At 71.2% G+C, this 20,713-nt stretch carries 16 protein-coding genes; 11 read left to right on the top strand and 5 right to left on the bottom strand.

Translation table 11 applies throughout. From position 1 onward, the window contains the following. The first annotated feature begins 44 nt into the window (after positions 1 to 44). Positions 45 to 1,199 (top strand): DivIVA domain-containing protein, encoded by a 1,155-nt coding sequence (locus tag BM076_RS17645; RefSeq protein WP_093714513.1) that lies wholly within the window; start codon positions 45 to 47, stop codon positions 1,197 to 1,199. A 90-nt stretch (positions 1,200 to 1,289) separates the two neighbouring features. Here the strand turns inward: BM076_RS17645 and ileS are convergent, their stop codons facing one another. Then, on the bottom strand, positions 1,290 to 4,454 hold the full coding sequence (gene ileS / locus BM076_RS17640) for an isoleucine--tRNA ligase (RefSeq protein ID WP_093714512.1): 3,165 nt from the start codon (positions 4,452 to 4,454) through the stop codon (positions 1,290 to 1,292). 592 nt (positions 4,455 to 5,046) lie between these two features. On the opposite strand from ileS, the gene BM076_RS17635 reads away from it, so the two are divergent. From BM076_RS17635 to BM076_RS17615, 5 genes are all read left to right on the top strand, one after another. Next, the gene (locus BM076_RS17635) at positions 5,047 to 5,874 is read left to right on the top strand and encodes a TraR/DksA family transcriptional regulator (RefSeq protein ID WP_093714511.1); all 828 of its coding nucleotides are present in this window, start codon (positions 5,047 to 5,049) and stop codon (positions 5,872 to 5,874) included. A gap of 129 nt (positions 5,875 to 6,003) precedes the next feature. Beyond that, positions 6,004 to 6,660 carry a signal peptidase II gene (lspA, locus tag BM076_RS17630; RefSeq protein ID WP_093714510.1) on the top strand — a complete coding sequence of 219 codons (657 nt, stop codon included), beginning with the start codon at positions 6,004 to 6,006 and terminating at the stop codon, positions 6,658 to 6,660. Between the two features lie 85 nt (positions 6,661 to 6,745). After that, positions 6,746 to 7,687, top strand: coding sequence for an RluA family pseudouridine synthase (locus BM076_RS17625; RefSeq protein ID WP_093714598.1), 942 nt, complete (start codon positions 6,746 to 6,748; stop codon positions 7,685 to 7,687). Beyond that, entirely contained in the window at positions 7,684 to 8,181 is a 498-nt protein-coding gene (locus tag BM076_RS17620) for a GNAT family N-acetyltransferase (RefSeq protein ID WP_093714509.1), read from the top strand. Before BM076_RS17625 ends, BM076_RS17620 begins: the two co-directional genes overlap by 4 nt. 38 nt (positions 8,182 to 8,219) lie before the next feature. Beyond that, on the top strand, positions 8,220 to 9,809 hold the full coding sequence (locus BM076_RS17615) for a Na+/H+ antiporter (RefSeq protein ID WP_093714508.1): 1,590 nt from the start codon (positions 8,220 to 8,222) through the stop codon (positions 9,807 to 9,809). Positions 9,810 to 9,836: 27 nt separating this feature from the next. Here the strand turns inward: BM076_RS17615 and BM076_RS17610 are convergent, their stop codons facing one another. Next, the gene (locus tag BM076_RS17610; protein WP_093714597.1) at positions 9,837 to 10,943 is read right to left on the bottom strand and encodes a mechanosensitive ion channel family protein; all 1,107 of its coding nucleotides are present in this window, start codon (positions 10,941 to 10,943) and stop codon (positions 9,837 to 9,839) included. 95 nt (positions 10,944 to 11,038) lie between these two features. Here BM076_RS17610 and BM076_RS17605 point away from each other — a divergent pair, with 95 nt between their 5' ends. Then, positions 11,039 to 11,605, top strand: coding sequence for a dienelactone hydrolase family protein (locus BM076_RS17605; protein WP_093714507.1), 567 nt, complete (start codon positions 11,039 to 11,041; stop codon positions 11,603 to 11,605). Positions 11,606 to 11,681: 76 nt separating this feature from the next. Here the strand turns inward: BM076_RS17605 and BM076_RS17600 are convergent, their stop codons facing one another. Next, positions 11,682 to 12,467, bottom strand: coding sequence for a thioredoxin domain-containing protein (locus BM076_RS17600; RefSeq protein WP_093714506.1), 786 nt, complete (start codon positions 12,465 to 12,467; stop codon positions 11,682 to 11,684). A gap of 55 nt (positions 12,468 to 12,522) precedes the next feature. Further along, on the bottom strand, positions 12,523 to 13,197 hold the full coding sequence (locus BM076_RS17595) for a hypothetical protein (RefSeq protein WP_093714505.1): 675 nt from the start codon (positions 13,195 to 13,197) through the stop codon (positions 12,523 to 12,525). A gap of 196 nt (positions 13,198 to 13,393) precedes the next feature. On the opposite strand from BM076_RS17595, the gene dnaE reads away from it, so the two are divergent. Next, positions 13,394 to 16,945: a DNA polymerase III subunit alpha gene (gene dnaE, locus BM076_RS17590; RefSeq protein WP_093714504.1), complete on the top strand. Its 3,552-nt coding sequence runs from the start codon at positions 13,394 to 13,396 to the stop codon at positions 16,943 to 16,945. A 97-nt stretch (positions 16,946 to 17,042) separates the two neighbouring features. On the opposite strand, the gene BM076_RS36665 is transcribed toward dnaE, so the two are convergent. Then, a complete protein-coding gene (locus tag BM076_RS36665) occupies positions 17,043 to 17,213 on the bottom strand; it encodes a hypothetical protein (protein WP_177246486.1) in 171 nt (56 codons plus the stop codon). A gap of 225 nt (positions 17,214 to 17,438) precedes the next feature. On the opposite strand from BM076_RS36665, the gene BM076_RS17585 reads away from it, so the two are divergent. The 3 genes from BM076_RS17585 to BM076_RS17575 all read left to right on the top strand — a co-directional run bounded on the left by BM076_RS17585 (position 17,439) and on the right by BM076_RS17575 (position 20,704). After that, on the top strand, positions 17,439 to 18,662 hold the full coding sequence (locus tag BM076_RS17585; RefSeq protein WP_093714503.1) for an NYN domain-containing protein: 1,224 nt from the start codon (positions 17,439 to 17,441) through the stop codon (positions 18,660 to 18,662). Positions 18,663 to 18,768: 106 nt separating this feature from the next. Continuing rightward, on the top strand, positions 18,769 to 19,854 hold the full coding sequence (locus BM076_RS17580; RefSeq protein ID WP_093714502.1) for an ABC transporter ATP-binding protein: 1,086 nt from the start codon (positions 18,769 to 18,771) through the stop codon (positions 19,852 to 19,854). Positions 19,855 to 19,882: 28 nt separating this feature from the next. Next, positions 19,883 to 20,704 carry an ABC transporter permease gene (locus BM076_RS17575; RefSeq protein WP_093714501.1) on the top strand — a complete coding sequence of 274 codons (822 nt, stop codon included), beginning with the start codon at positions 19,883 to 19,885 and terminating at the stop codon, positions 20,702 to 20,704. The last annotated feature ends 9 nt before the right edge of the window (positions 20,705 to 20,713 follow it).

Here is a 20,713-nt window from a genome sequence, read left to right as displayed (position 1 = left end):
GGTGTGTGCTCCCGATATGTCGACGATCACGTTGAGGTGAAGAGATGCCGTTGACCCCCGAGGACGTTCGGAACAAGCAGTTCACGACCGTCCGCCTCCGAGAGGGCTATGACGAGGATGAGGTCGACGCCTTCCTCGACGAGGTGGAGGCGGAGCTGACCCGACTGCTCCGCGAGAACGAGGACCTGCGCGCCAAGCTGGCCGCCGCCACTCGTGCCGCCGCCCAGAACCAGCAGCAGGGCATGCGCAAGCCCGAGCAGCAGGACCGGCCGGTGCCCGCCGCCATATCCGGTCCGCAGCCGGTGCCGCAGCAGCAGATGGGCCCGCCGCAGCAGCAGGGCGGCATGCCGCAGCTGCCTCCCGGCCCCAGCGCCCAGCAGCAGCACGGGCCCGGCCCGATGCAGCAGCAGATGGGGCACCCCATGCAGCAGCAGGGTCCCGGCCCGATGGGCCAGCACCCGATGCAGCAGCAGGGCCCTGGGCCGATGGGCCAGCACCCGATGCAGCAGCAGCAACAGCACCACCCGATGCAGCAGCAGGGCCCCGGTGGCGACAGCGCCGCCCGCGTGCTCTCGCTCGCGCAGCAGACCGCGGACCAGGCCATCGCCGAGGCGCGGTCCGAGGCCAACAAGATCGTCGGTGAGGCCCGCAGCCGCGCCGAGGGCCTGGAGCGGGACGCCCGCGCCAAGGCCGACGCGCTGGAGCGGGACGCGCAGGAGAAGCACCGCGTCGCGATGGGCTCCCTGGAGTCCGCCCGCGCCACGCTGGAGCGCAAGGTCGAGGACCTGCGCGGCTTCGAGCGCGAGTACCGCACCCGCCTGAAGTCCTACCTGGAGTCGCAGCTGCGTCAGCTGGAGAACCAGGCCGACGACTCGCTGGCTCCGCCGCGGACCACCCCGTCCGCGCCGTCCCTGCCCGCCGCGTCCACCATGGGCGGATCCATGGGTGGCGGCATGGGCAGCAACGGGATGGCGCCCGCGGGTGCCGGCGCCGGTGCCATGGGACACGCGGGCTCCGCGCCGTCCTACGGCGGTCAGGGCATGGGCGGTCACACCCCCGGCCCGACGTACGGCGGCCAGCAGCAGATGTCGCCCGCGATGACCCAGCCGATGGCACCGGTACGGCCGCAGGCGCCGCAGCCGATGCAGCAGGCGCCGACGCCGATGCGCGGCTTCCTGATCGACGAGGACGACAACTGACCCAGCGGTCGGTGCAGCACCACTCAGGGCCGGGCCCCCGGGGAATCCTTTCTCCCCGCGGGGCCCGGCCCTTTTGTGCCCCGGAGGGGCTCAGACGCGGCGGACGTGGAAGGTCAGTGCCAGCGCCTCATCGGTGAAGGCGGGGCCGAAGCCGGGCTCCGAGGCCGGGCCCTGGCTGAAGGTGGTCGCGAGGACCTCCTCCGAGATGAGGGCGGCGTGCGTGGTGAGGGCCGTGCCGACGTCCGGGTCGGTGGCGCTCCAGCGGACGTCGATACGGTCGGCGACGTCGAAACCGGAGGACTTGCGGGCCTCCTGGATCAGCCGGATCGCGTCCCGGGCGAGCCCGGCCAGCCGCAGCTCCGGGGTGATCTCCAGATCCAGGGCGACGGTCGCGCCGGAGTCGGAGGCCACCGACCAGCCCTCGCGGGGCGTCTCGGTGACGATCACCTCGTCGGGAGCCAGGGCGACGCTCTCCCCGTCCACGACGACGGACGCGGCACCCTTGTCCCGCAGCTCCGTGGACAGCGCGGCGGCGTCGGCCGCGGCGACCGCGGCGGCCACCGCCTGGACCCCCTTGCCGAACCGCTTGCCCAGCGCCCGGAAGTTGGCCTTCGCCGTGGTGTCCACCAGCGATCCGCCGACCTCGGAGAGCGACGCCAGTGAACTGACGTTCAGCTCCTCGGTGATCTGCGCCCGCAGTTCGGCGGTGAGCCCCTCGAAACCGGCGGCGGCGACCAGCGCCCGGGACAGCGGCTGCCGGGTCTTGACGCCGGACTCCGCGCGCGTGGCGCGGCCCAGCTCCACCAGCCGCCGTACCAGCAGCATCTGTTCGGCCAGCGCCGGGTCGATCCACTGCTCGTCCACGGCCGGCCAGGTCGACAGGTGCACCGAGTCGGGCGCGCCCGGCACCACCGGCACCACCAGGTCCTGCCAGACCCGTTCGGTGATGAACGGCACCAGGGGCGCCAGCAGCCGCGTCACCGTCTCCACCACGTCGTGCAGGGTGCGCAGCGCCGCCGTGTCGCCCTGCCAGAAGCGCCGCCGCGAGCGCCGCACGTACCAGTTGGACAGGTCGTCCACGAAGGCGGACAGCAGCTTGCCGGCCCGCTGGGTGTCGTACGACTCCAGCGCGTCGGTGACGTCCCGCACCAGCACGTTCAGCTCTCCGACCAGCCAGCGGTCAAGCAGCGGGCGGTCCGCGACGGCCGGGTCGGCCGCGCTCGGCGCCCAGCCGGAGGTGCGGGCGTACAGCGCCTGGAAGGCGACCGTGTTCCAGTACGTGAGCAGCGTCTTGCGGACGACTTCCTGGATCGTGCCGTGGCCGACCCGGCGCGCGGCCCACGGGGAGCCGCCGGCCGCCATGAACCAGCGCACCGCGTCGGCGCCGTGCTGGTCCATGAGCGGGATCGGCTGAAGGATGTTGCCCAGGTGCTTGGACATTTTGCGGCCGTCCTCGGCGAGGATGTGCCCGAGACAGACCACGTTCTCGTAGCTGGACCTGTCGAAGACGAGCGTGCCGATCGCCATCAGCGTGTAGAACCAGCCGCGGGTCTGGTCGATCGCCTCGGAGATGAACTGCGCCGGGTAGGTGCGCTCGAAGACCTCCTTGTTGCGGTACGGGTAGCCCCACTGCGCGAACGGCATCGAACCCGAGTCGTACCAGGCGTCGATGACCTCGGGCACGCGCGTGGCGGTCTGCCCGCACTCCGGGCAGCCGAAGGTGACCTCGTCGATGTACGGGCGGTGCGGGTCGAGCCCGGACTGGTCGCGGCCGGTCAGCTCACCGAGTTGCGCGAGCGAGCCGACGCAGGTGAGGTGGCCGTCCTCGCAGCGCCAGATGGGCAGCGGGGTGCCCCAGTAGCGGTTGCGGGACAGCGCCCAGTCCACGTTGTTGTTCAGCCAGTCGCCGAAGCGGCCGTGCTTGACCGACTCCGGGTACCAGTTGGTCTTCTCGTTCTCCCGCAGCATCGCGTCCTTGACCGCGGTGGTCCTGATGTACCAGGACGGCTGCGCGTAGTAGAGCAGCGCGGTGTGGCAGCGCCAGCAGTGCGGGTAGCTGTGCTCGTACGGCACGTGCTTGAACAGCTTCCCCGTCGCCTGGAGTTCGGCGACCAGCGCTTCGTCGGCCTTCTTGAAGAAGACGCCGCCGACCAGCGGCACGTCCGGCTCGAAGGTGCCGTCGGGGCGCACCGGATTGACCACGGGCAGGCCGTACGCGCGGCAGGTCTTGAGGTCGTCCTCGCCGAAGGCGGGGGACTGGTGGACCAGACCGGTGCCGTCCTCGGTGGTGACGTACTCCGCGTTCAGCACGTAGTGCGCGTCCGGGATGTCCACGAAGGAGAACGGGCGCTGATACGTCCAGCGCTCCATGTCGCGGCCGGTGAAGCTCTCCCCGGTCGCGGTCCAGCCCTCTCCGAGCGCCTTGCCGAGCAGCGGCTCCGCGACGACCAGCCGCTCATCGCCGTCGGTGGCCACCACGTACGTGACGTCGGGGTGGACGGCGACGGCGGTGTTGGAGACCAGCGTCCAGGGGGTGGTCGTCCACACCAGCAGCGCCGCCCCGCCCGCCAGCGGGCCGCTGGTCAGCGGGAAGCGGACGAAGACCGACGGGTCGACGACCGTCTCGTAGCCCTGCGCCAGCTCGTGGTCGGACAGACCCGTCTGGTCCTTGGGGCACCAGGGCGCGACGCGGTAGTCCTGCACCAGCAGGCCCTTGTCGAAGATCTGCTGGAGCGACCACCACACGGACTCGACGTACTCGGGGTCCATCGTGCGGTAGGCGTTGTCGAGGTCGACCCAGTAGCCCATCCGCCGGGTCAGCTCGGTGAAGGCGTCGGTGTGCCGGGTCACCGATTCGCGGCACTTCGCGTTGAACTCCGCGATGCCGTACTCCTCGATGTCCTGCTTGGTGGTGAAGCCCAGCTCCTTCTCCACCGCCAGTTCCACCGGCAGGCCGTGGCAGTCCCAGCCGGCCTTGCGGGTCACATGGTGGCCGCGCATGGTCTTGAAGCGCGGGAAGACGTCCTTGAAGACGCGGGCCTCGATGTGGTGGGCGCCGGGCATGCCGTTGGCGGTCGGCGGGCCCTCGTAGAAGACCCAGTCGGGCAGGCCCTGGGTCTGCTCCACCGAGCGGGCGAAGGTCTTGCGCTCGTCCCACAGCTGGAGCACCTCGTGCTCCAGGGCGGGCAGGTCGACCTGGGCGGGCACCTGGTTGTACTGCGGCTGCGGCGCCGCTTGCGAAGGCTGGTCGCTCATCGGTGGTTTCTTCCTCCGGCGGACACTGGTGCGTACTCCGTCGAAGGGACGAGAGCGAGGCGCTCCCGCGGTACCACCCTTCTTGGCGGTGGAGGACCCCTCACGGGATCCCACCGCCCCCTCATTGGGGCAGCGAGGCCGGTTCTACTCGCCCGGGGCGCCGTCTGCGGATCTCCAGGGCTTTCTTCCGGCGGCTCCGGGGTGATCTTCGCACCGCGCACGCCCCCGGGCTTCCACCGTCCCCGGGTCGCTCATGGCTGCGTGCGGCGTTACTCGTCCCGTCCACGCCTTTCGCTGCCGCCAGTGTACGGGGCGGCGGCGGCCCGGCCGAACGCTTTGTCCGGCCCCGCGGAGGGCGCGGTACGCCCGAATGGCCTGCTCCGCGCGCCCCGGCGGTGACTGTCACGGATCGTTACCGCCAGGTACCGGAATACCTGGCGGTGAGCTGGGCACAACGGATGCAGACCTGCCCGCCCCGCCGGGGCCGGACGGGTCGGCCAGGCAGCGCGCCCCGTTGCCGCGGGTCCGGAGCCGTTTTACCGTTTCCGGCACGATTCGCGAACAAGATCACTGATGTGAAGGGGTCGCGGCCATGGTCGTGAAGAAGTCCGTGCGCACGGTCACGGTCGCCGCCGAGCCGACGGCGGCTGCCGCCGGGGAGGAGACGGCCGGGAAGGCCCCGGCGAAGAAGGCCGCAGCGAAGAAGGCGGCGGCAAAGAAGAAGGCGGTACCGAAGAAGGCGGCGGCCGAGAAGACGGCCGCCAAGAAAACCGCGGCCGGGAAGACGGCCGGGAAGAAGGCGGCGGCCGAGAAGGCCGTGACCGGGACGGCCGCCAAGAAGGCCGTGAAGAAGGCAGCGGCGAAGAAGACGGCGGAGAAACCTCCGGCGAAGAAGGCCGCGGCCAAGAAGGCGCCCGCGAAAAAGACAGGAGCCGGCAAGGTGGCAGCGAAGAAGACCGCGGCGGGAACCGCCGCGACCAAGGGTGCCGCGTCCGCGGTCCCCGCCGCCCGCACCGCCGCGGGACCGGCCGAACTGGCCGTGCTCCCGGGCGAGGACCCGTGGACGCCGGAGGAGGTCGAGGAGGCGCGCGGCGAGCTGCTCGGCGAGGTGCAGCGGCTGACCGACGGCATCAGCGACTCCGAGGCGGCCGTCGCGGGCCTGCTGCGCGACTCGGGCGACGGGGCCGGTGACGACGAGGCCGACACCGGCACCAAGAACATCACCCGCGAGTACGAGATGGCGCTCGCCGCCAACACCCGCGAGATGCTGGCGCAGACCCGGCACGCGCTGGAACGGCTCGACGAGGGCACGTACGGCCTCTGCGAGTCCTGCGGCAATCCGATCGGCAAGGCCCGTATGCAGGCGTTCCCCCGGGCGACGCTGTGCCTGGACTGCAAGCAGAAGCAGGAACGCCGCTAGGACAGCCCTGAGCCCCTACGGCCCGGCCGGATTCCCGCTGACGGTTCCGGTCGTACGGGTGTGCCGTACCCTCGTCATCAGTCAGGATTCGGCCTGGCGGGCACGGAGCACAAGGGCTGAGGGACTCACGTGACGGAAGCGGAGCGCACCATCACCACGCCGGAGGAGACGCCGGACGCCACACCGGGCGGCGCGCGGGACGACGCCGGGCCGGCGGAGCCGCGCGCCGAGGGCGAGCGGCCGGGCACGGACGGCGGGACGGACGCCGAGGAGTCCGCCGCGCCCCCGGCCGACCCCGCCCGCCGCAGGCGCCGTATCGCGCTGCTGGTCGGCGTCGCGGCGCTGGCGTACCTGCTGGACCTGCTCTCCAAGATCTGGGTCGTCACCAGCCTGGAGAACCACGACCCGATCGACATCTTCGGCCACTACCTGCGGCTGGACGCGATCCGGAACGCGGGCGCGGCCTTCGGCATGGGCCAGGGCATGACCATCGTCTTCACGGTGATCGCGGTCGGCGTCATCGTGGTGATCGCCCGGCTCGCCCGCCGCCTGTACAGCCTGCCGTGGGCCATCGCGCTCGGCCTGCTCCTCGGCGGCGCCTTCGGCAATCTCACCGACCGGGTCTTCCGTGCCCCCGGCGGCTTCCAGGGCCGGGTCGTGGACTTCATCTCGCCCGCCCACTTCGCCGTCTTCAACCTCGCCGACTCCGCCATCTGCTGCGGCGGCGCCCTGATCGTGCTGCTCTCCTTCCGCGGCGTGGACCCGGACGGCACCGTGCACCGCTGAGCACAGACGGCGGACCGCCTCGGGTTGTCCACAGGCCGCCGCCCACCGGTCACCGCGGGTGTACGGGGTCCGGCATACTCGTGTGGTGAGCACCGTTCCGGAAATCCGTTCCCTGCCCGTTCCCGACGGCCTGGAGGGCGAGCGCGTCGACGCCGCCATCGCCCGCATGTTCGGCTTCTCGCGGACCAAGGCCGCCGAGCTGGCCGCGGCGGGCAAGGTCTCGATCGACGGGTCGGCCGCGGGCAAGTCCGAGCGGGTGCACGGCGGGGCGTGGCTGGAGGTCGAGATGCCCGCGGCGGCGGCCCCGGTGCGGATCGTCGCCGAGCCCGTCGAGGGCATGGAGATCGTCCACGACGACGAGGACATCGTCGTCGTCCTCAAGCCCGTCGGGGTCGCCGCCCACCCCAGCCCGGGCTGGACCGGCACCACCGTGATCGGCGGCCTGGCCGCCGCCGGGTACCGGATCTCCACCTCCGGCGCCGCCGAGCGCCAGGGCATCGTGCACCGGCTGGACGTCGGCACCTCCGGCCTCATGGTGGTCGCCAAGTCCGAACGGGCCTACACCCTGCTCAAGGCGCAGTTCCGGGACCGGGTGGTCGACAAGCGCTACCACGCGCTCGTGCAGGGCCACCCCGACCCGCTGAGCGGCACCATCGACGCGCCGATCGGCCGCCACCCGAACCACGACTACAAATGGGCGGTCGTCGCCGACGGCAAGCCGTCCGTGACCCACTACGACCTGATCGAGGCGTTCCGCTCGGCCAGCCTGCTCGCCATCAAGCTGGAGACCGGCCGCACCCACCAGATCCGGGTGCACATGTCCGCGCACCGGCACCCCTGCGTCGGCGACCTCACCTACGGCGCCGACCCCACGCTCGCCAAGCGCCTCGGGCTGACCCGGCAGTGGCTGCACGCCAAGCAGCTGGGCTTCGAGCACCCGTCGGACGGCCGCTGGGTGGAGTTCAGCAGCGAGTATCCGGCCGACCTCCAGCACGCGCTGGACGTGATCCGCGCGGACAGCGAATGACCGCCCGGACGACCGCGGAGCCGGTCCCCGTACGGATCGTGTCCGCCGCCGACGAGGCCGCGCTCGCCGCGGTGCACGCGATCCGCCACGAGGTGTTCGTCGTCGAGCAGGACGTGCCCGCCGACCTGGAGTGGGACGGCAAGGACGGCCGGGCCGTGCACGCGCTCGCGGACGGCGCGGGCACCGGACGGCTGCTGCTCGGCGAGGACGCCGCGAAGAAGAACGGCGGCGACCCGGACACCGCCGTCCTCGGCCGGCTCGCCGTGCTCAGGCCCGCCCGGGGCAACGGCACGGGCGCCCGCCTGGTCCGCGCGCTGGAGGACGAGGCCCGCCGGCTCGGCCTGGCCGGCGTCTACCTGGAGGCGCAGGTGCACGCGATACCGTTCTACGAGCGCCTCGGCTACACCGCGTACGGACCGGAGTTCATGGACGCGGGCATCGAACACCGCGCCATGCGCCGGGCCTTCACAAATTCCGCACCGCCCGGCGATTGAGAATCCGCCCGCACTGACCGGCATGGCACCCTGACGCCGTGGATCAGCTCGCACTGTTTTTCGTACTCATGCTCGCCGCCATCGTCATGGTGCCGCTCGGCGACCGGATCGGGCTGCCCTCACCGGTGCTGATGACGCTGCTCGGCGGGGTGCTGGCACTGATCCCGCAGGTGCCCAACGTGCAGATCGACCCCGATCTGATCCTGCCGCTCGTCCTGCCGCCGCTGCTCTACGCGTCCGTGCAGCGCACCTCCTGGCGGCAGTTCGCCGCGAACCGGCGGGCGATCTTCCTGCTCGCCGTCGCCCTGGTCTTCGTCACCACGGCCGCGGTCGCCACCGTGGCGAACGCGGTCGTCCCCGGCATCTCCCTGGCCGCGGCCTTCGCGCTCGGCGCGCTGGTCGCCCCGCCCGACCCGGTGGCCGCGACCGCGGTCGCCGGCAGCCTCGGCCTGCCCCGCCGGATGATCTCCATCCTGGAGGGCGAGGGGCTGTTCAACGACGTCACCGCCATCGTGCTCTACCACGTGGCGGTCGCCGCGGCCCTGTCCGGCGACTTCTCCGCGCCGCACGCCGTCCTGGAATTCGTGCTGTCCGCCGTCGTCGCCGTCGCGGTCGGTCTCGCGCTCGGCTGGGGCGCCAACAAACTGATGGGCGTGGTCGGCGACCCCACCCTCCAGATCGGCCTGTCGCTGCTGGTGCCCTTCGCCTCCTACGCGCTCGCCGAGGAGTTCGGCGGCTCCGGCGTCCTGGCGGTGCTCACCACCGCGCTGTTCCTGGCCGAGTACGCCTTCGAGGCCGACGACGTGACGGCCCGGCTGGCGGGCAACACCTTCTGGGAGATCGTCGACACCCTCGTCACCGGTATCGCCTTCGGCCTGATCGGCCTGGAACTGCACAATGTGTTCCGGGTGGGCGCCGGCAACTGGGGCTCGATGACCCGGCACGCTGCCCTGGTGGTCGCGGTCGTCATCGGCGTACGGCTGCTGTACCTGCTGCCCGCGACCTGGGCGGCGCGCAAGATGCACAAGCTGCGCGACCTGGACGAGGACATCCCGATGACCTGGCGCGAGTCGGTCATCATGTGGTGGTCGGGGATGCGCGGTGTGGCGTCCGTCGCGCTGGCGCTGGCCATCCCGCTCACCACCGACGACGGCAGCGCCTTCCCGGCCCGACCCGAACTGCTCTTCATCGCCTTCGCGGTGGTGCTCAGCACCCTGGTCCTGCAAGGTCTGACGCTGCCCTGGCTGGTGAAACGGCTTGGGGTGCGCAGCGACATCGACGCCGAGCACGACCTGGAGAAGATGCTCGCGCTGCGCGCCATGACCGCCGCCAAGGTCAGGCTGCGCGACATCGAGGCCGTGGAACCGCTCAGCGACGACCTCTCCGAACTGCTGCACCGCCGCGCCTTCGACCTCGGCGCCCGGATCTGCCCGGACATCGTGGACGACGAGCGGCGCGAGAGCCACGCCAAGCGGGTCAAGCGGCTCAAGTCGGTGCGCAGGATCCAGGACGAGATGATGTCCGCCGCCCGGCACGAGGTGCTCTCCGCGCGCAGCGAGCCCGGCTACGACCCGGAGGTCGTCGACCGGGTGCTGCGCCAGCTCGACCTGCGCTCGATGCGCGGCTGACACCCGGGCGATCCCGGCGGCGGCCGGTCAGCGGGTGCCGGGGCCGGGCCCCAGATCCTTGGTGTCCGGGGCGGGCGCGGTGTCCCGGGTGTGGTCGACGTCCTGGCCGGGCGCGGACGCGGTGTTCAGCCTCGGCAGCGCGTACGGGTGCTCGCAGTGCAGCCAGTCGATCAGCTGCTCGCGGATGATGCAGCGCAGATTGAAGATGTCGCCCGGGTCCTTCGCCGTCGCCAGCGCCCTGACCTGGAGGGTGGTCGGGGTGGAGTCGATCACCACCAGGCCCCACGCCCTGCGGTCCCACTCGGCGCAGCTCTCCAGGATCTCCAGCAGCCGTTTGCGCATCAGCGCCACCGGCGCCGAGTGGTCCAGGTGCAGGAAGACCGTGCCGGTCATCCGCTGGTCGCCGCGCGACCAGTTCTCGAACGGCTTGCTGGTGAAGTACGACACCGGCATCATGATCCGCCGCTCGTCCCAGGTGCGGACGCTGAGGAAGGTCAGCGTGATCTCCTCGACCGTGCCCCACTCGCCGTCCACCACTACGGTGTCGCCGATCCGCACCATGTCGCCGAAGGCGATCTGCAGCCCGGCGAAGAGATTGCTCAGCGTGGACTGCGCCGCCACACCGGCGACGATGCCGATGATGCCCGCCGACGCCAGCATCGACGCCCCGACGGTGCGCATCGCGGGGAAGGTGAAGAGCATCGACGCGACGACGATCACCGTCACGATCGCGGTGAACACCCGCTGGATCAGCGTGAGCTGGGTGCGCAGCCGACGGATCTTCGGCACGTCGTGGCCGACCGCCGCGTACCGGGCGTAGGAGGAGTCGATCACCGCGGTGGCGACCCGGACCACCAGCCAGCCCGACGCGCCGATCAGCACCAGCACCAGGCCCTGGCCGATGGCCGACGCGTGGTCGTCGGCGAAGTGCGCGGAGCGGTAGCCGCCGCGCAGTATCGCGGTGCAGATCACCACCTGGAGCGGTATGCCGCAGCGCCGCAGCAGGTGCCACAGCGGGGTCTCCGGGTGCCGCCCGTCGATCCTGCGCAGCGAACGGTCGACGATCCAGCCGATGAGCAGCGAGACCCCGACCGCCACACAGACCACGACAACCGGGCGCAGCGCGCTGTCGATCTCCACTACGGCTCGCACCTCGGCTCTCTCCCGGAACGGGTTCGCGTGACAACTGGCACCATGGTCGCGTACCAACCCGGAAAGAAGGCAATCCTGTGACGATCGTCCTGTTCCACTCCGTCTACGGTCCGCGTCCGGCCGTGCACGCCGCCGCCGACCGGCTGCGGGCCGCGGGCCACGAGGTCGTGGTGCCGGACCTGTACGACGGCCGCGTCGTGGACACCGTCGAGGCGGGCCGGGAGATCAGGGACGCGATCGGCAACGAGGAACTGCTGCGCCGCGCCGTCGTCGCGGCGGCGCCGTACTCCGACCAGGGGCTGGTCTACGCGGGCTTCTCGCTGGGCGGCGCCCTCGCACAGAACGTGGCGCTCGGCGACGAGAAGGCCCGCGGTCTGCTGCTCCTGCACGGCACCTCGGACATCGCCGACGACGCGGCCACCGACATCCCCGTGCAGCTCCATGTCGCCGACCCCGATCCCTTCGAGACCGACGACTGGCTGAACGCCTGGTATCTGCGGATGCGCCGGGCGGGTGCCGACGTCGAGGTGCACCGCTACCGCGGCGCCGGCCACCTCTACACCGACCCGGACCTGCCCGACCACGACGCCGAGGCCGCCGAGAAGACCTGGGCGATCGCCCTGGACTTCCTCGCCGGGCTGTAGCCGCACCCGAACGCACCGGAGCCGGTCCCGTATCCGTACGGGACCGGCTCCGGTGCGTGGCGACCGCAGTGCGGGGCTACTTCTTCAGGTTGGCGGTGATCTGGTCCATCACACCGTCGGCGGTCAGCGCCTTGCCGTTGAGCTTGATGGTCGGGGTGGACTGGATGCCCGCCGCGTTGAACGCGTCGGAGGAGTCCAGCGCCCACTTGTCGAAGGTGCCGTTCTTCACGTCCGCCTGGAACTTGGCGTTGTCCTTCAGCGCCGGCACGTCCTGCGCCAGCTTGATCATGTTCTCGTCCTTGGCGAACAGGTCCGGGCCGCTCTCCTCCGGGTGGTGCGCCTTGGAGTAGAGGAGCGTGTGGTACGCCTCGAAGGCGTCCAGGCTCACATTGGCCGCCGCGCCGACCGCGCTCAGCGCGTTCTTGGAACCGGTGCCGCCGAGGTTGCCGTCGAGGAACGTGCCGAAGTGGTACGTGATCTTGTACTTGCCGTCCTTGGCGCCCTTGAGGACGTCCGCGCCCGAGGTCTGCTCGAACTGCGCGCAGGCCGGGCAGCGCAGGTCCTCGTACAGGTCGAGGTTGTTCTTGTTGTTCGCGTCGCCGACGACGATGGTCGTGCCGTTGGTGCCGGAGGTGTTGGCCGGCTTGACGAGCTTGTCCTTCTTGGCGGACTCCCAGTAGCTGGGCTTGTTCGCCGCGTTCACCGCGACGGCGACACCGCCGGCCACCGCCAGGACGGCGACGACACCGACGCCGACGAATATCTGCCGGCGGAGCTTGGCGCGCTTCGCCTCGCGCTCGCGCTCCGCGCGCAGCCGCTCGCGGGCGGCGGCCTTGCTGGCCTTGCTGTTCCTGCTGCTCATGGGGGATCTCCGTGATGACGCGTGGGGTGTATGAGGGGTGGTGCCGGTACGACGGTCAGACTGCGACCGCGACGGGCGGACCCCGGCGTACGACGGAGTGCAGCAGCGGGCGGGCGGTGTGCGGCCCGGCCGGGGCGGCGGTGGCCGGGCGGACCCGGCGGGGCGCCGCGGTGAGCCGGGTACGGGCCGACGCGGCCAGCAGCAGCGGGCGGAAGGCGGCGGCGGCCACCGACCGCAGCACCCGGTGCAGCGCGGCCTCGCCGCGCCGCAGCCACCAGGAGGCGAGCAGGCCGACGCTCACATGGACCGCGAGCAGCAGCCACGGCAGCGCGGTGGACGGCATCTGCGCCGCCGTGGCACCGCCGGGCACCGCGGACAGCGGCGGCCCGACCGGCCGGCCACTGCACAGGAACGTCTCGTGGAACGACCACCACGACCCGGTCACCGGACCGCCGGCCGGCCCGTAGCACGCCTGCTGCCCGGCGGTGAAGAGGGTGTCCACGGCCAGCTCCAGCGGGACCATCAGCCCCGCGATCGGCCAGAACCCGCGCTCGCACCGGCCGCCGAGCAGATACGCCAGCACGAAGACGCCGCCGAACGCCCCGCAGACCACCGCCAGCGGCAGCGGGGTCCGCGACATCAGCGTGTGGGAGGTGGAGGAGAGGGTCACGCACAGCGCGGCGAAAAGGGCAGCGCGCAGCGCCCTCAGCCTCGGCCGTATGTCCTCCATGGCGACTGAGTGTGCCACGGGAAAGCGTATGTGTGACCTAAAGACGGGTAACGGATGGGACTACGGCCGGAGGCGACCGGACGACGGAGGCGGACCGCGGGGAGCCGCCACGGATTGTCGGACCCGAGTCGTAGACTCGCAGCGCCGCCAGACGCAGCGCCTGAGTCACCCGTTCCTGCCGGAGGTATCGCCGCCCGTGTCAGACCAGCCCTTCACTCATCTCCATGTCCACACCCAGTACTCGCTGCTGGACGGAGCGGCGAGATTGAAGGACATGTTCAAGGCGTGCAACGAGATGGGGATGTCCCATGTCGCCATCACCGACCACGGCAATCTGCACGGGGCGTACGACTTCTTCCACCAGGCGAAGGCGGCCGGCGTCACCCCGGTGATGGGCATCGAGGCGTATCTCGCGCCGGAGTCGCGGCGGTACAACAAGCCCGTCAAGTGGGGCGCCCCGCACCAGAAGCGGGACGACATCTCCGGCGCGGGCGCGTACACCCACATGACCATCTGGGCGCGCAACGCGGTCGGGCTGCACAATCTGTTCCGGGCGCAGTCCCGGGCCTCCTTCGAGGGCTACTTCCGCAAGCCCCGGATGGACCGCGAACTGCTCAGCGAGTACGCCGAGGGCCTGATGGGCACCACCGGCTGCCCGTCGGGCGAGATCTCCACCCGGATCCGGCTCGGGCAGATGGACGAGGCGATCAAGGCGGCCGGCGAGTACCAGGACATCTTCGGCAAGGAGAATTTCTTCGTCGAGATCATGGACCACGGCATCGACATCGACCGCCGGGCCCGGCAGGGCCTGGAGGAGATCGCCAAGAAGCTCCAGGCGCCGTTCGTGGTCACCAACGACTCGCACTACACCTACGCCCAGGAGTCGTCGGCGCACGACACCCTGCTGTGCATCCAGACCGGCTCCAACATGTCGGACCCGGACCGCTTCAAGTTCGACGGCAGCGGCTACTACCTGAAGTCCGCCGCCGAGATGTACGCGATCGACTCCTCGGACGTGTGGCAGGAGGGCTGCCGCAACAGCCAGCTGCTGATCGCCGACCGGGTCGAGACCGACGGCATGTTCGAGCCGAAGAACCTGATGCCGCGCTTCGACGTGCCCGAGGGCTACACCGAGGTGACGTGGTTCCGCGAGGAGGTCTCGCGCGGCATGGCCCGGCGCTTCCCCGGCGGCATCCCCGAGGACCGGCAGAAGCTCGCCGAGTACGAGATGGACACCATCATCCAGATGGGGTTCCCCGGCTACTTCCTCGTCGTCGCCGACTTCATCATGTGGGCGAAGAACAACGGCATCGCGGTCGGCCCCGGCCGCGGCTCCGCGGCCGGTTCGATCGTCGCGTACGCGATGGGCATCACCGACCTCGACCCCGTCCCGCACGGCCTGATCTTCGAGCGGTTCCTCAACCCCGAGCGCATCTCCATGCCCGATGTCGACATCGACTTCGACGAGCGCAGGCGCGGCGAGGTCATCCGCTACGTGACCGAGAAGTACGGCTCCGACAAGGTCGCGCAGATCGCCACCTACGGCACCATCAAGGCCAAGGCCGCGATCAAGGACTCGGCCCGCGTGCTGGGTTACCCGTTCTCCATGGGTGACCGGATCACCAAGGCGATGCCCGCCGACGTCCTCGGCAAGGGCATCCCGCTGTCCGGCATCACCGACAAGGACCACCCGCGCTACAGCGAGGCGGCCGAGGTCCGGGCGATGTACGAGAACGAGGCGGACGTCACCAAGGTGATCGACTCCGCCAAGGGCATCGAGGGCCTGGTCCGGCAGATGGGCGTGCACGCGGCCGGCGTGATCATGTCGTCCGAGTCGCTGATCGACCACGTGCCGATCTTCTCGCCGAAGAACGACGGCGCCGTCGTCACCCAGTGGGACTACCCGAGCTGCGAGTCGCTCGGCCTGCTGAAGATGGACTTCCTCGGCCTGCGCAACCTGACGATCATGGACGACGCGGTCAAGTCCATCAAGGCCAACAAGGGCATCGACATCGACCTGCTGTCGCTGCCGCTGGACGACCCCAACACGTACGCGCTGCTCAGCCGCGGCGACACCCTGGGCGTCTTCCAGTTCGACGGCGGCCCGATGCGCGCCCTGCTGCGCATGATGAAGCCCGACAACTTCGAGGACATCTCCGCCGTCTCGGCCCTGTACCGGCCGGGCCCGATGGGCATGAATTCGCACATCAACTACGCGCTGCGCAAGAACAAGCAGCAGGAGATCACCCCGATCCACCCGGAGCTGGAGGAACCGCTCCGCGAGGTGCTGGACATCACCTACGGCCTGATCGTCTACCAGGAGCAGGTGCAGAAGGCCGCCCAGGTGCTCGCCGGTTACTCGCTCGGCCAGGCCGACCTGCTGCGCCGCGCGATGGGCAAGAAGAAGAAGGAAGTCCTCGACAAGGAGTTCATCCCCTTCCAGGCCGGCATGCGCGAGCGCGGCTACTCCGACCAGGCCATCCAGGCGGTCTGGGACGTGCTGGTGCCGTTCGCCGGCTACGCCTTCAACAAGGCGCACTCCGCCGCGTACGGCCTGGTGTCCTACTGGACCGCGTATCTCAAGGCCAACTACCCGGCCGAGTACATGGCGGGCCTGCTGACCTCGGTCAAGGACGACAAGGACAAGATGGCGCTCTATCTCAACGAGTGCCGCCGGATGGGCATCAAGGTGCTGCCGCCGGACGTCAACGAGTCCAACGCCAACTTCACGCCGCGCGGCGACGACACGATCGTCTTCGGCCTCACCGCGGTGCGCAACGTCGGGACGAACGTGGTGGAGTCGGTGGTGCGCTGCCGCAAGGCCAAGGGGCGGTACACCACCTTCCCCGACTTCCTCGACAAGGTCGACGTGGTGGCCTGCAACAAGCGGACCGTCGAATCGCTGATCAAGGCCGGCGCCTTCGACACCATGAAGCACACCAGGCGCGGTCTGACCGAGCACTTCGAGTCGATGATCGACAATGTGGTGCAGGTCAAGCGCAAGGAGGCCGAGGGCCAGTTCGATCTGTTCGGCGGCGCGGGGGAGGACGACGACACCCCGGCGTTCGGGCTCGACGTGGTCTTCTCCGACATCGAGTGGGACAAGACGTATCTGCTCGCGCAGGAACGGGAGATGCTCGGACTCTATGTGTCCGACCACCCGCTCTTCGGCATCGAGCACATCCTCAACGACAAGACGGACGCGGCGATCGCGGCCCTGGCCGGTGACTACTCCGACGGCGCGATCGTCACCATCGGCGGCATCATCTCCGGGCTCCAGCGCAAGATGACCAAGCAGGGCAACGCGTGGGCGATCGCCACCGTGGAGGACCTGGCGGGCTCGGTGGACTGCATGTTCTTCCCCGCCACCTACCAGCTGGTCTCCACCCAACTCGTCGAGGACGCCGTGGTCTTCGTCAAGGGGCGGCTGGACAAGCGGGAGGACATCCCGCGGCTGGTGGCGATGGAGCTGATGGTCCCCGACCTGTCGGACGTGGGCACCAACGCGCCGGTGATGATCTCCATCCCGACGGTGAAGGTGACCCCGCCGCTGGTGGCGCGGCTCGGCGAGGTGCTCTCCAGCCACAAGGGCAACACCGAGGTACGGGTGAAGCTCCAGGGCGTGCGCAGCACCACGGTGCTGCGGCTCGACCGGCACCGGGTGACGGCCGACCCCTCGCTCTTCGGTGACCTCAAGGCGCTGCTCGGGCCTGCCTGTCTGGGAGCGGCACAGCAGCAGGCGGGCTAGGACGTACGATCCGCGGGCGGCCCGAACGGCCCGGCAGCTGACGTGAGTGCGGGGGCACCCCTGGTGGTGGGGTGCCCCCGCGGCACACGCGGTGAAACTAGTTGTGGCCGAACTTCTGCTTGTTCTTGCGCGAGAAGTTCTGCGGGGCGGCCATCTCCGGCTGCTCCTCGGTCAGCGTGCCCTGCGCGCGGTCCTGCTGCTCGGGGGCGGCGCCGCGCTGCTGGTCCTGGTTCCCGCGCTGACGGTTCTGGTTCTTGTTCTTAGCCACGATCGTCTCTCCTAGTGGGGGATCTCGGCCGGTGGCCTTGTGGCCGATCGGCCGCCATCAGATTTGCACGGGAGTACGAAGCGCGCATTTCGGGCAGTTGGTGGAGTAGGCGGGCGGAAAACCGACCACCGCCACGCCGATGATCGGGTTCGAGGTCATAACCCCTTGGCATTCGGGCAGACTCGGGGGAAATCCGTGCCGGGGGGCGACCGGAAGAGGTGCAACATGGACCGCTGCGTCGTCCTGGTGGACGCCGGGTATCTGCTGGGCGCCGCGGCGAGTCTGCTGGCGGGTGAACCGTCGCGGTCCCGGATCACCGTCGATCACGCCGCCGTCGTGGCTGGCCTGCGCGAACGTGCCGAACTGGAGACCGGCCAGCCGCTGCTGCGGATCTACTGGTTCGACGGCGCACCCGACCGGGTTCCGCAACCGGAGCACCGCAGACTGCGGGTGATGCCCCGGGTGACCGTACGGCTCGGCGCGCTCACCCGGACGGACGGCCGCTGGGCGCAGAAGGGCGTGGACGCGGCCATGCACGCCGAGCTGTCGGAGCTGGCCCGCAATCGGGCCTGTTCCGACGTCGTCCTGGTCACCGGCGACGGCGACCTGCTGCCCGGCATGATGTCCGCCAAGGAACACGGCGTCGCCGTCCACCTGTGGGCCGTGCAGGCCGCCGACGGGGACTACAACCAGTCGGAGGACCTGGTCGCGGAGGCCGACGAGCGGCGCGTGCTGGACCGTGAGTGGATCACCGCGGCGATCAGGGCCCGCGAGATCCCGGGCGCCTGCCCGCCGCCCGGGCCGCGCCCGGAGATCGCCGCCATCCTCTCCGCGCCGCTGCCCGAGACCGGCGGCGCCGCGCACGAGGACCGGCCGGGCAAGAACGGCGCCGCGCCGGAACCGGCCGCCGCCGAGAGCACCCACCGGGACAAGAGTGCCCCGCCGGGACCCGCGGTTCCCACCCCCAAGGACCTCGCCGACCTCGGCCGCAGCCACGCCGCCCCGCCGCCCGCCGCCCAGCCGGTGCCCAGCGCCACCCTGCGCTGGTCGTCGGAGAAGGGCTGGACCGACCGCGGCCCCGGCGCCGACCTGCCCGACACCAGCGGGCTGCCCACCCTCGCCCAGCTCACCTCGGCCGAGCAGCGCTGGGCGGACCGCGAGGACGACATCACGGCGGTCAGCGGCGACCCGTACGAGGTGGGCCAGGTCTTCGCCCGCCGCTGGATCGCCCGGCTCACCGACACCGGCCAGCTCCAGCAGCTGTCCACCCACTACCCGCGCGTCCCGCACCGCATCGACGGCGAGCTGCTGCGCTACGCCGCCCGTTTCGGCCTGCTCGCCCACAAGGACGACCAGATCGACGAGCACGACCGGTACGCCATCAGGGCCGGATTCTGGCGCGAGGTGGACGCCCGCGCGGTCGCCGAGCACGCGCCCGCGGGGGAGTGAGGCGCCGCGTCCCGGCGGCGGCGCACCGGGTCCCGTCCGGGGGAAACCGTGTGATTCGGGCCCCCCTTGCGCCGCCCGTGCCGCGCGGCGCGTACTCTCGATCCTCGTGAGTACGGGCACGGAGGAGACGGCGCCCCCGGCGGTCGCCACAGCCCGCGACGCGGTGTGCACCGTGCGCGGTCTGGTCAGAACGTACCCGGCCGGTTCCGCGGCCAGGGGCCGCGGCCTGCGCCGCCGCCGTACCGCCGCGGCCGAAGACGCCGGAACACCGTCCGGCCACCCCGTACCCGGCCCGGTCCGCGCCAATGACGGCATCGACCTCGACGTCGGCCGCGGTGAACTGTTCGGCATCCTCGGCCCCAACGGCGCGGGCAAGACCACCCTGGTCCGCCAGCTCACCGGACTGCTGCGGCCGGACTCCGGCTCCATCGACCTGCTCGGCCACGACCTGGTCCGCCACCCCGACCGGGCCGCCCGCCTGGTCGGCTACCTCGGCCAGGAGTCCTCGGCCCTGGACGAGCTGACCGTCGCGCTCGCCGCCGAGACCACCGGACGGCTGCGCGGCCTGGACGCCAGGGCCGCCCGCGCCGAGCGCGACGCCGTCCTGGACGAGCTGGAACTCGGCCCGATCGCCGGCCGCCCGATCAAGCGGCTGTCCGGCGGCCAGCGGCGGCTGGCCTGCTTCGCCGCGGTGCTGGTCGGCCGGCGGCCCGTCCTGGTGCTCGACGAGCCCACCACCGGCATGGACCCGGTCGCCCGGCGCGCGGTGTGGGCCGCGGTCGGCCGCCGCAGGGCCGAACAGGGCACCACGGTGCTGCTGGTCACCCACAACGTCATCGAGGCCGAGACCGTCCTGGACCGGGTCGCCGTGCTCGACCACGGCCGGGTCATCGCCTGCGACACCCCCGTGGGCCTGCGCGCGCTGGTCGCCGACGAGGTCAGGCTCGACCTGGTCTGGCGCGACGAGCCGCCCATGGCGCTGCCCGCCATCGCCGCCCTGCGCCCGCTCGCCGACATCTCCGGCCGCCGCTGGACGCTGCGGCTGCCACAGGACCGGGCCCGCGCCGCGGTCGCCGAGGTCACCGGAGGCCCGGCCTTCGCCGCGCTGGACGACTTCACGCTGGCCACCCCCAGCCTGGAGGACGTCTACCTCGCGCTCGGCGGCCGGGGAGAGGGCCTGGTGAAGTCATGACGACCCCCACGATGTGCGGAGCCTGCGTATGAGCGTGCTCACCCAGATCGTCCCGGTGCCCAGGGGCGAGGCGGCACGGCCGTACGGGGCGGCGCCGCTCGCGCCCCGGGCCCGGCTGTGGCCCGCCTTCGGCGCGGTCTACCGCGCCCAGCTCTCCCGCGCCCGGGTGGCGCGGATCCCGCTGCTGTTCGTCGCCACCTTCCAGTCCATCGGGATCATGGTGATGATGCGCGGTGTGGTCGACGCCGGGGACGGCGAGGCGGCCCGCTCCGTCGTCGCGGGCTCCAGCGTCCTGGTGGTCGCCTTCGTCGCGCTCAATCTGCTCGCCCAATATTTCGGGCAGCTGCGTGCCTCCGGCGGCCTCGACCACTACGCGACGCTGCCGGTGCCGCCGGCCGCTGTCGTGCTCGGCGCCGCCGGCGCCTACGCCTCCTTCACCGTGCCCGGCACCCTCGTCACCGCCGTCACCGGCTGTGTCCTGTTCCATCTGACGCTCACCAATCTGTGGATCCTCGCCGTGGTCATCCCGCTGGCCGGGGCGGCGCTGTCCGGCCTCGGCGCGGCCCTCGGACTGCTCGCGCCCCGGCAGGAGATCGCGACCCTCTTCGGACAGCTCGGCATGTCCGCCGCGCTGCTGCTCGGTGTGCTGCCCGCCTCCCACATGCCCGCGCCGATCTCCTGGGCCCGCGACCTGCTGCCGTCCACGTACGGCGTCGAGGCGTACACCAGGACCTTCGGCGACCGGCCGGACTGGGCGGCGGTGCTCGGCGACCTGTCGGTGTGCGCGGCCGTCGGCGTCGTCTCGCTGGCCGTGGCCACCCGGGCGTACCGCAGGGCGGCCTGCCGGTGACGCGGCGCA

The organism is Actinacidiphila alni, from assembly GCF_900112845.1.
GTDB lineage: Bacteria > Actinomycetota > Actinomycetes > Streptomycetales > Streptomycetaceae > Actinacidiphila > Actinacidiphila alni.
This window is presented reverse-complemented; position numbering and strand designations above follow the sequence as displayed.

Excerpts from the sequence above, each read along its gene's own strand:
- ileS (WP_093714512.1), bottom strand. The coding sequence starts at position 4,454 with ATGAGCGACCAGCCTTCGCAAGCGGCGCCGCAGCCGCAGTACAACCAG.
- BM076_RS17595 (WP_093714505.1), bottom strand. The coding sequence starts at position 13,197 with ATGGAGGACATACGGCCGAGGCTGAGGGCGCTGCGCGCTGCCCTTTTC.
- BM076_RS17645 (WP_093714513.1), top strand. The coding sequence starts at position 45 with ATGCCGTTGACCCCCGAGGACGTTCGGAACAAGCAGTTCACGACCGTC.
- BM076_RS17635 (WP_093714511.1), top strand. The coding sequence starts at position 5,047 with ATGGTCGTGAAGAAGTCCGTGCGCACGGTCACGGTCGCCGCCGAGCCG.
- BM076_RS17585 (WP_093714503.1), top strand. The coding sequence starts at position 17,439 with ATGGACCGCTGCGTCGTCCTGGTGGACGCCGGGTATCTGCTGGGCGCC.
- BM076_RS17600 (WP_093714506.1), bottom strand. The coding sequence starts at position 12,467 with ATGAGCAGCAGGAACAGCAAGGCCAGCAAGGCCGCCGCCCGCGAGCGG.
- BM076_RS17575 (WP_093714501.1), top strand. The coding sequence starts at position 19,883 with ATGAGCGTGCTCACCCAGATCGTCCCGGTGCCCAGGGGCGAGGCGGCA.
- BM076_RS17620 (WP_093714509.1), top strand. The coding sequence starts at position 7,684 with ATGACCGCCCGGACGACCGCGGAGCCGGTCCCCGTACGGATCGTGTCC.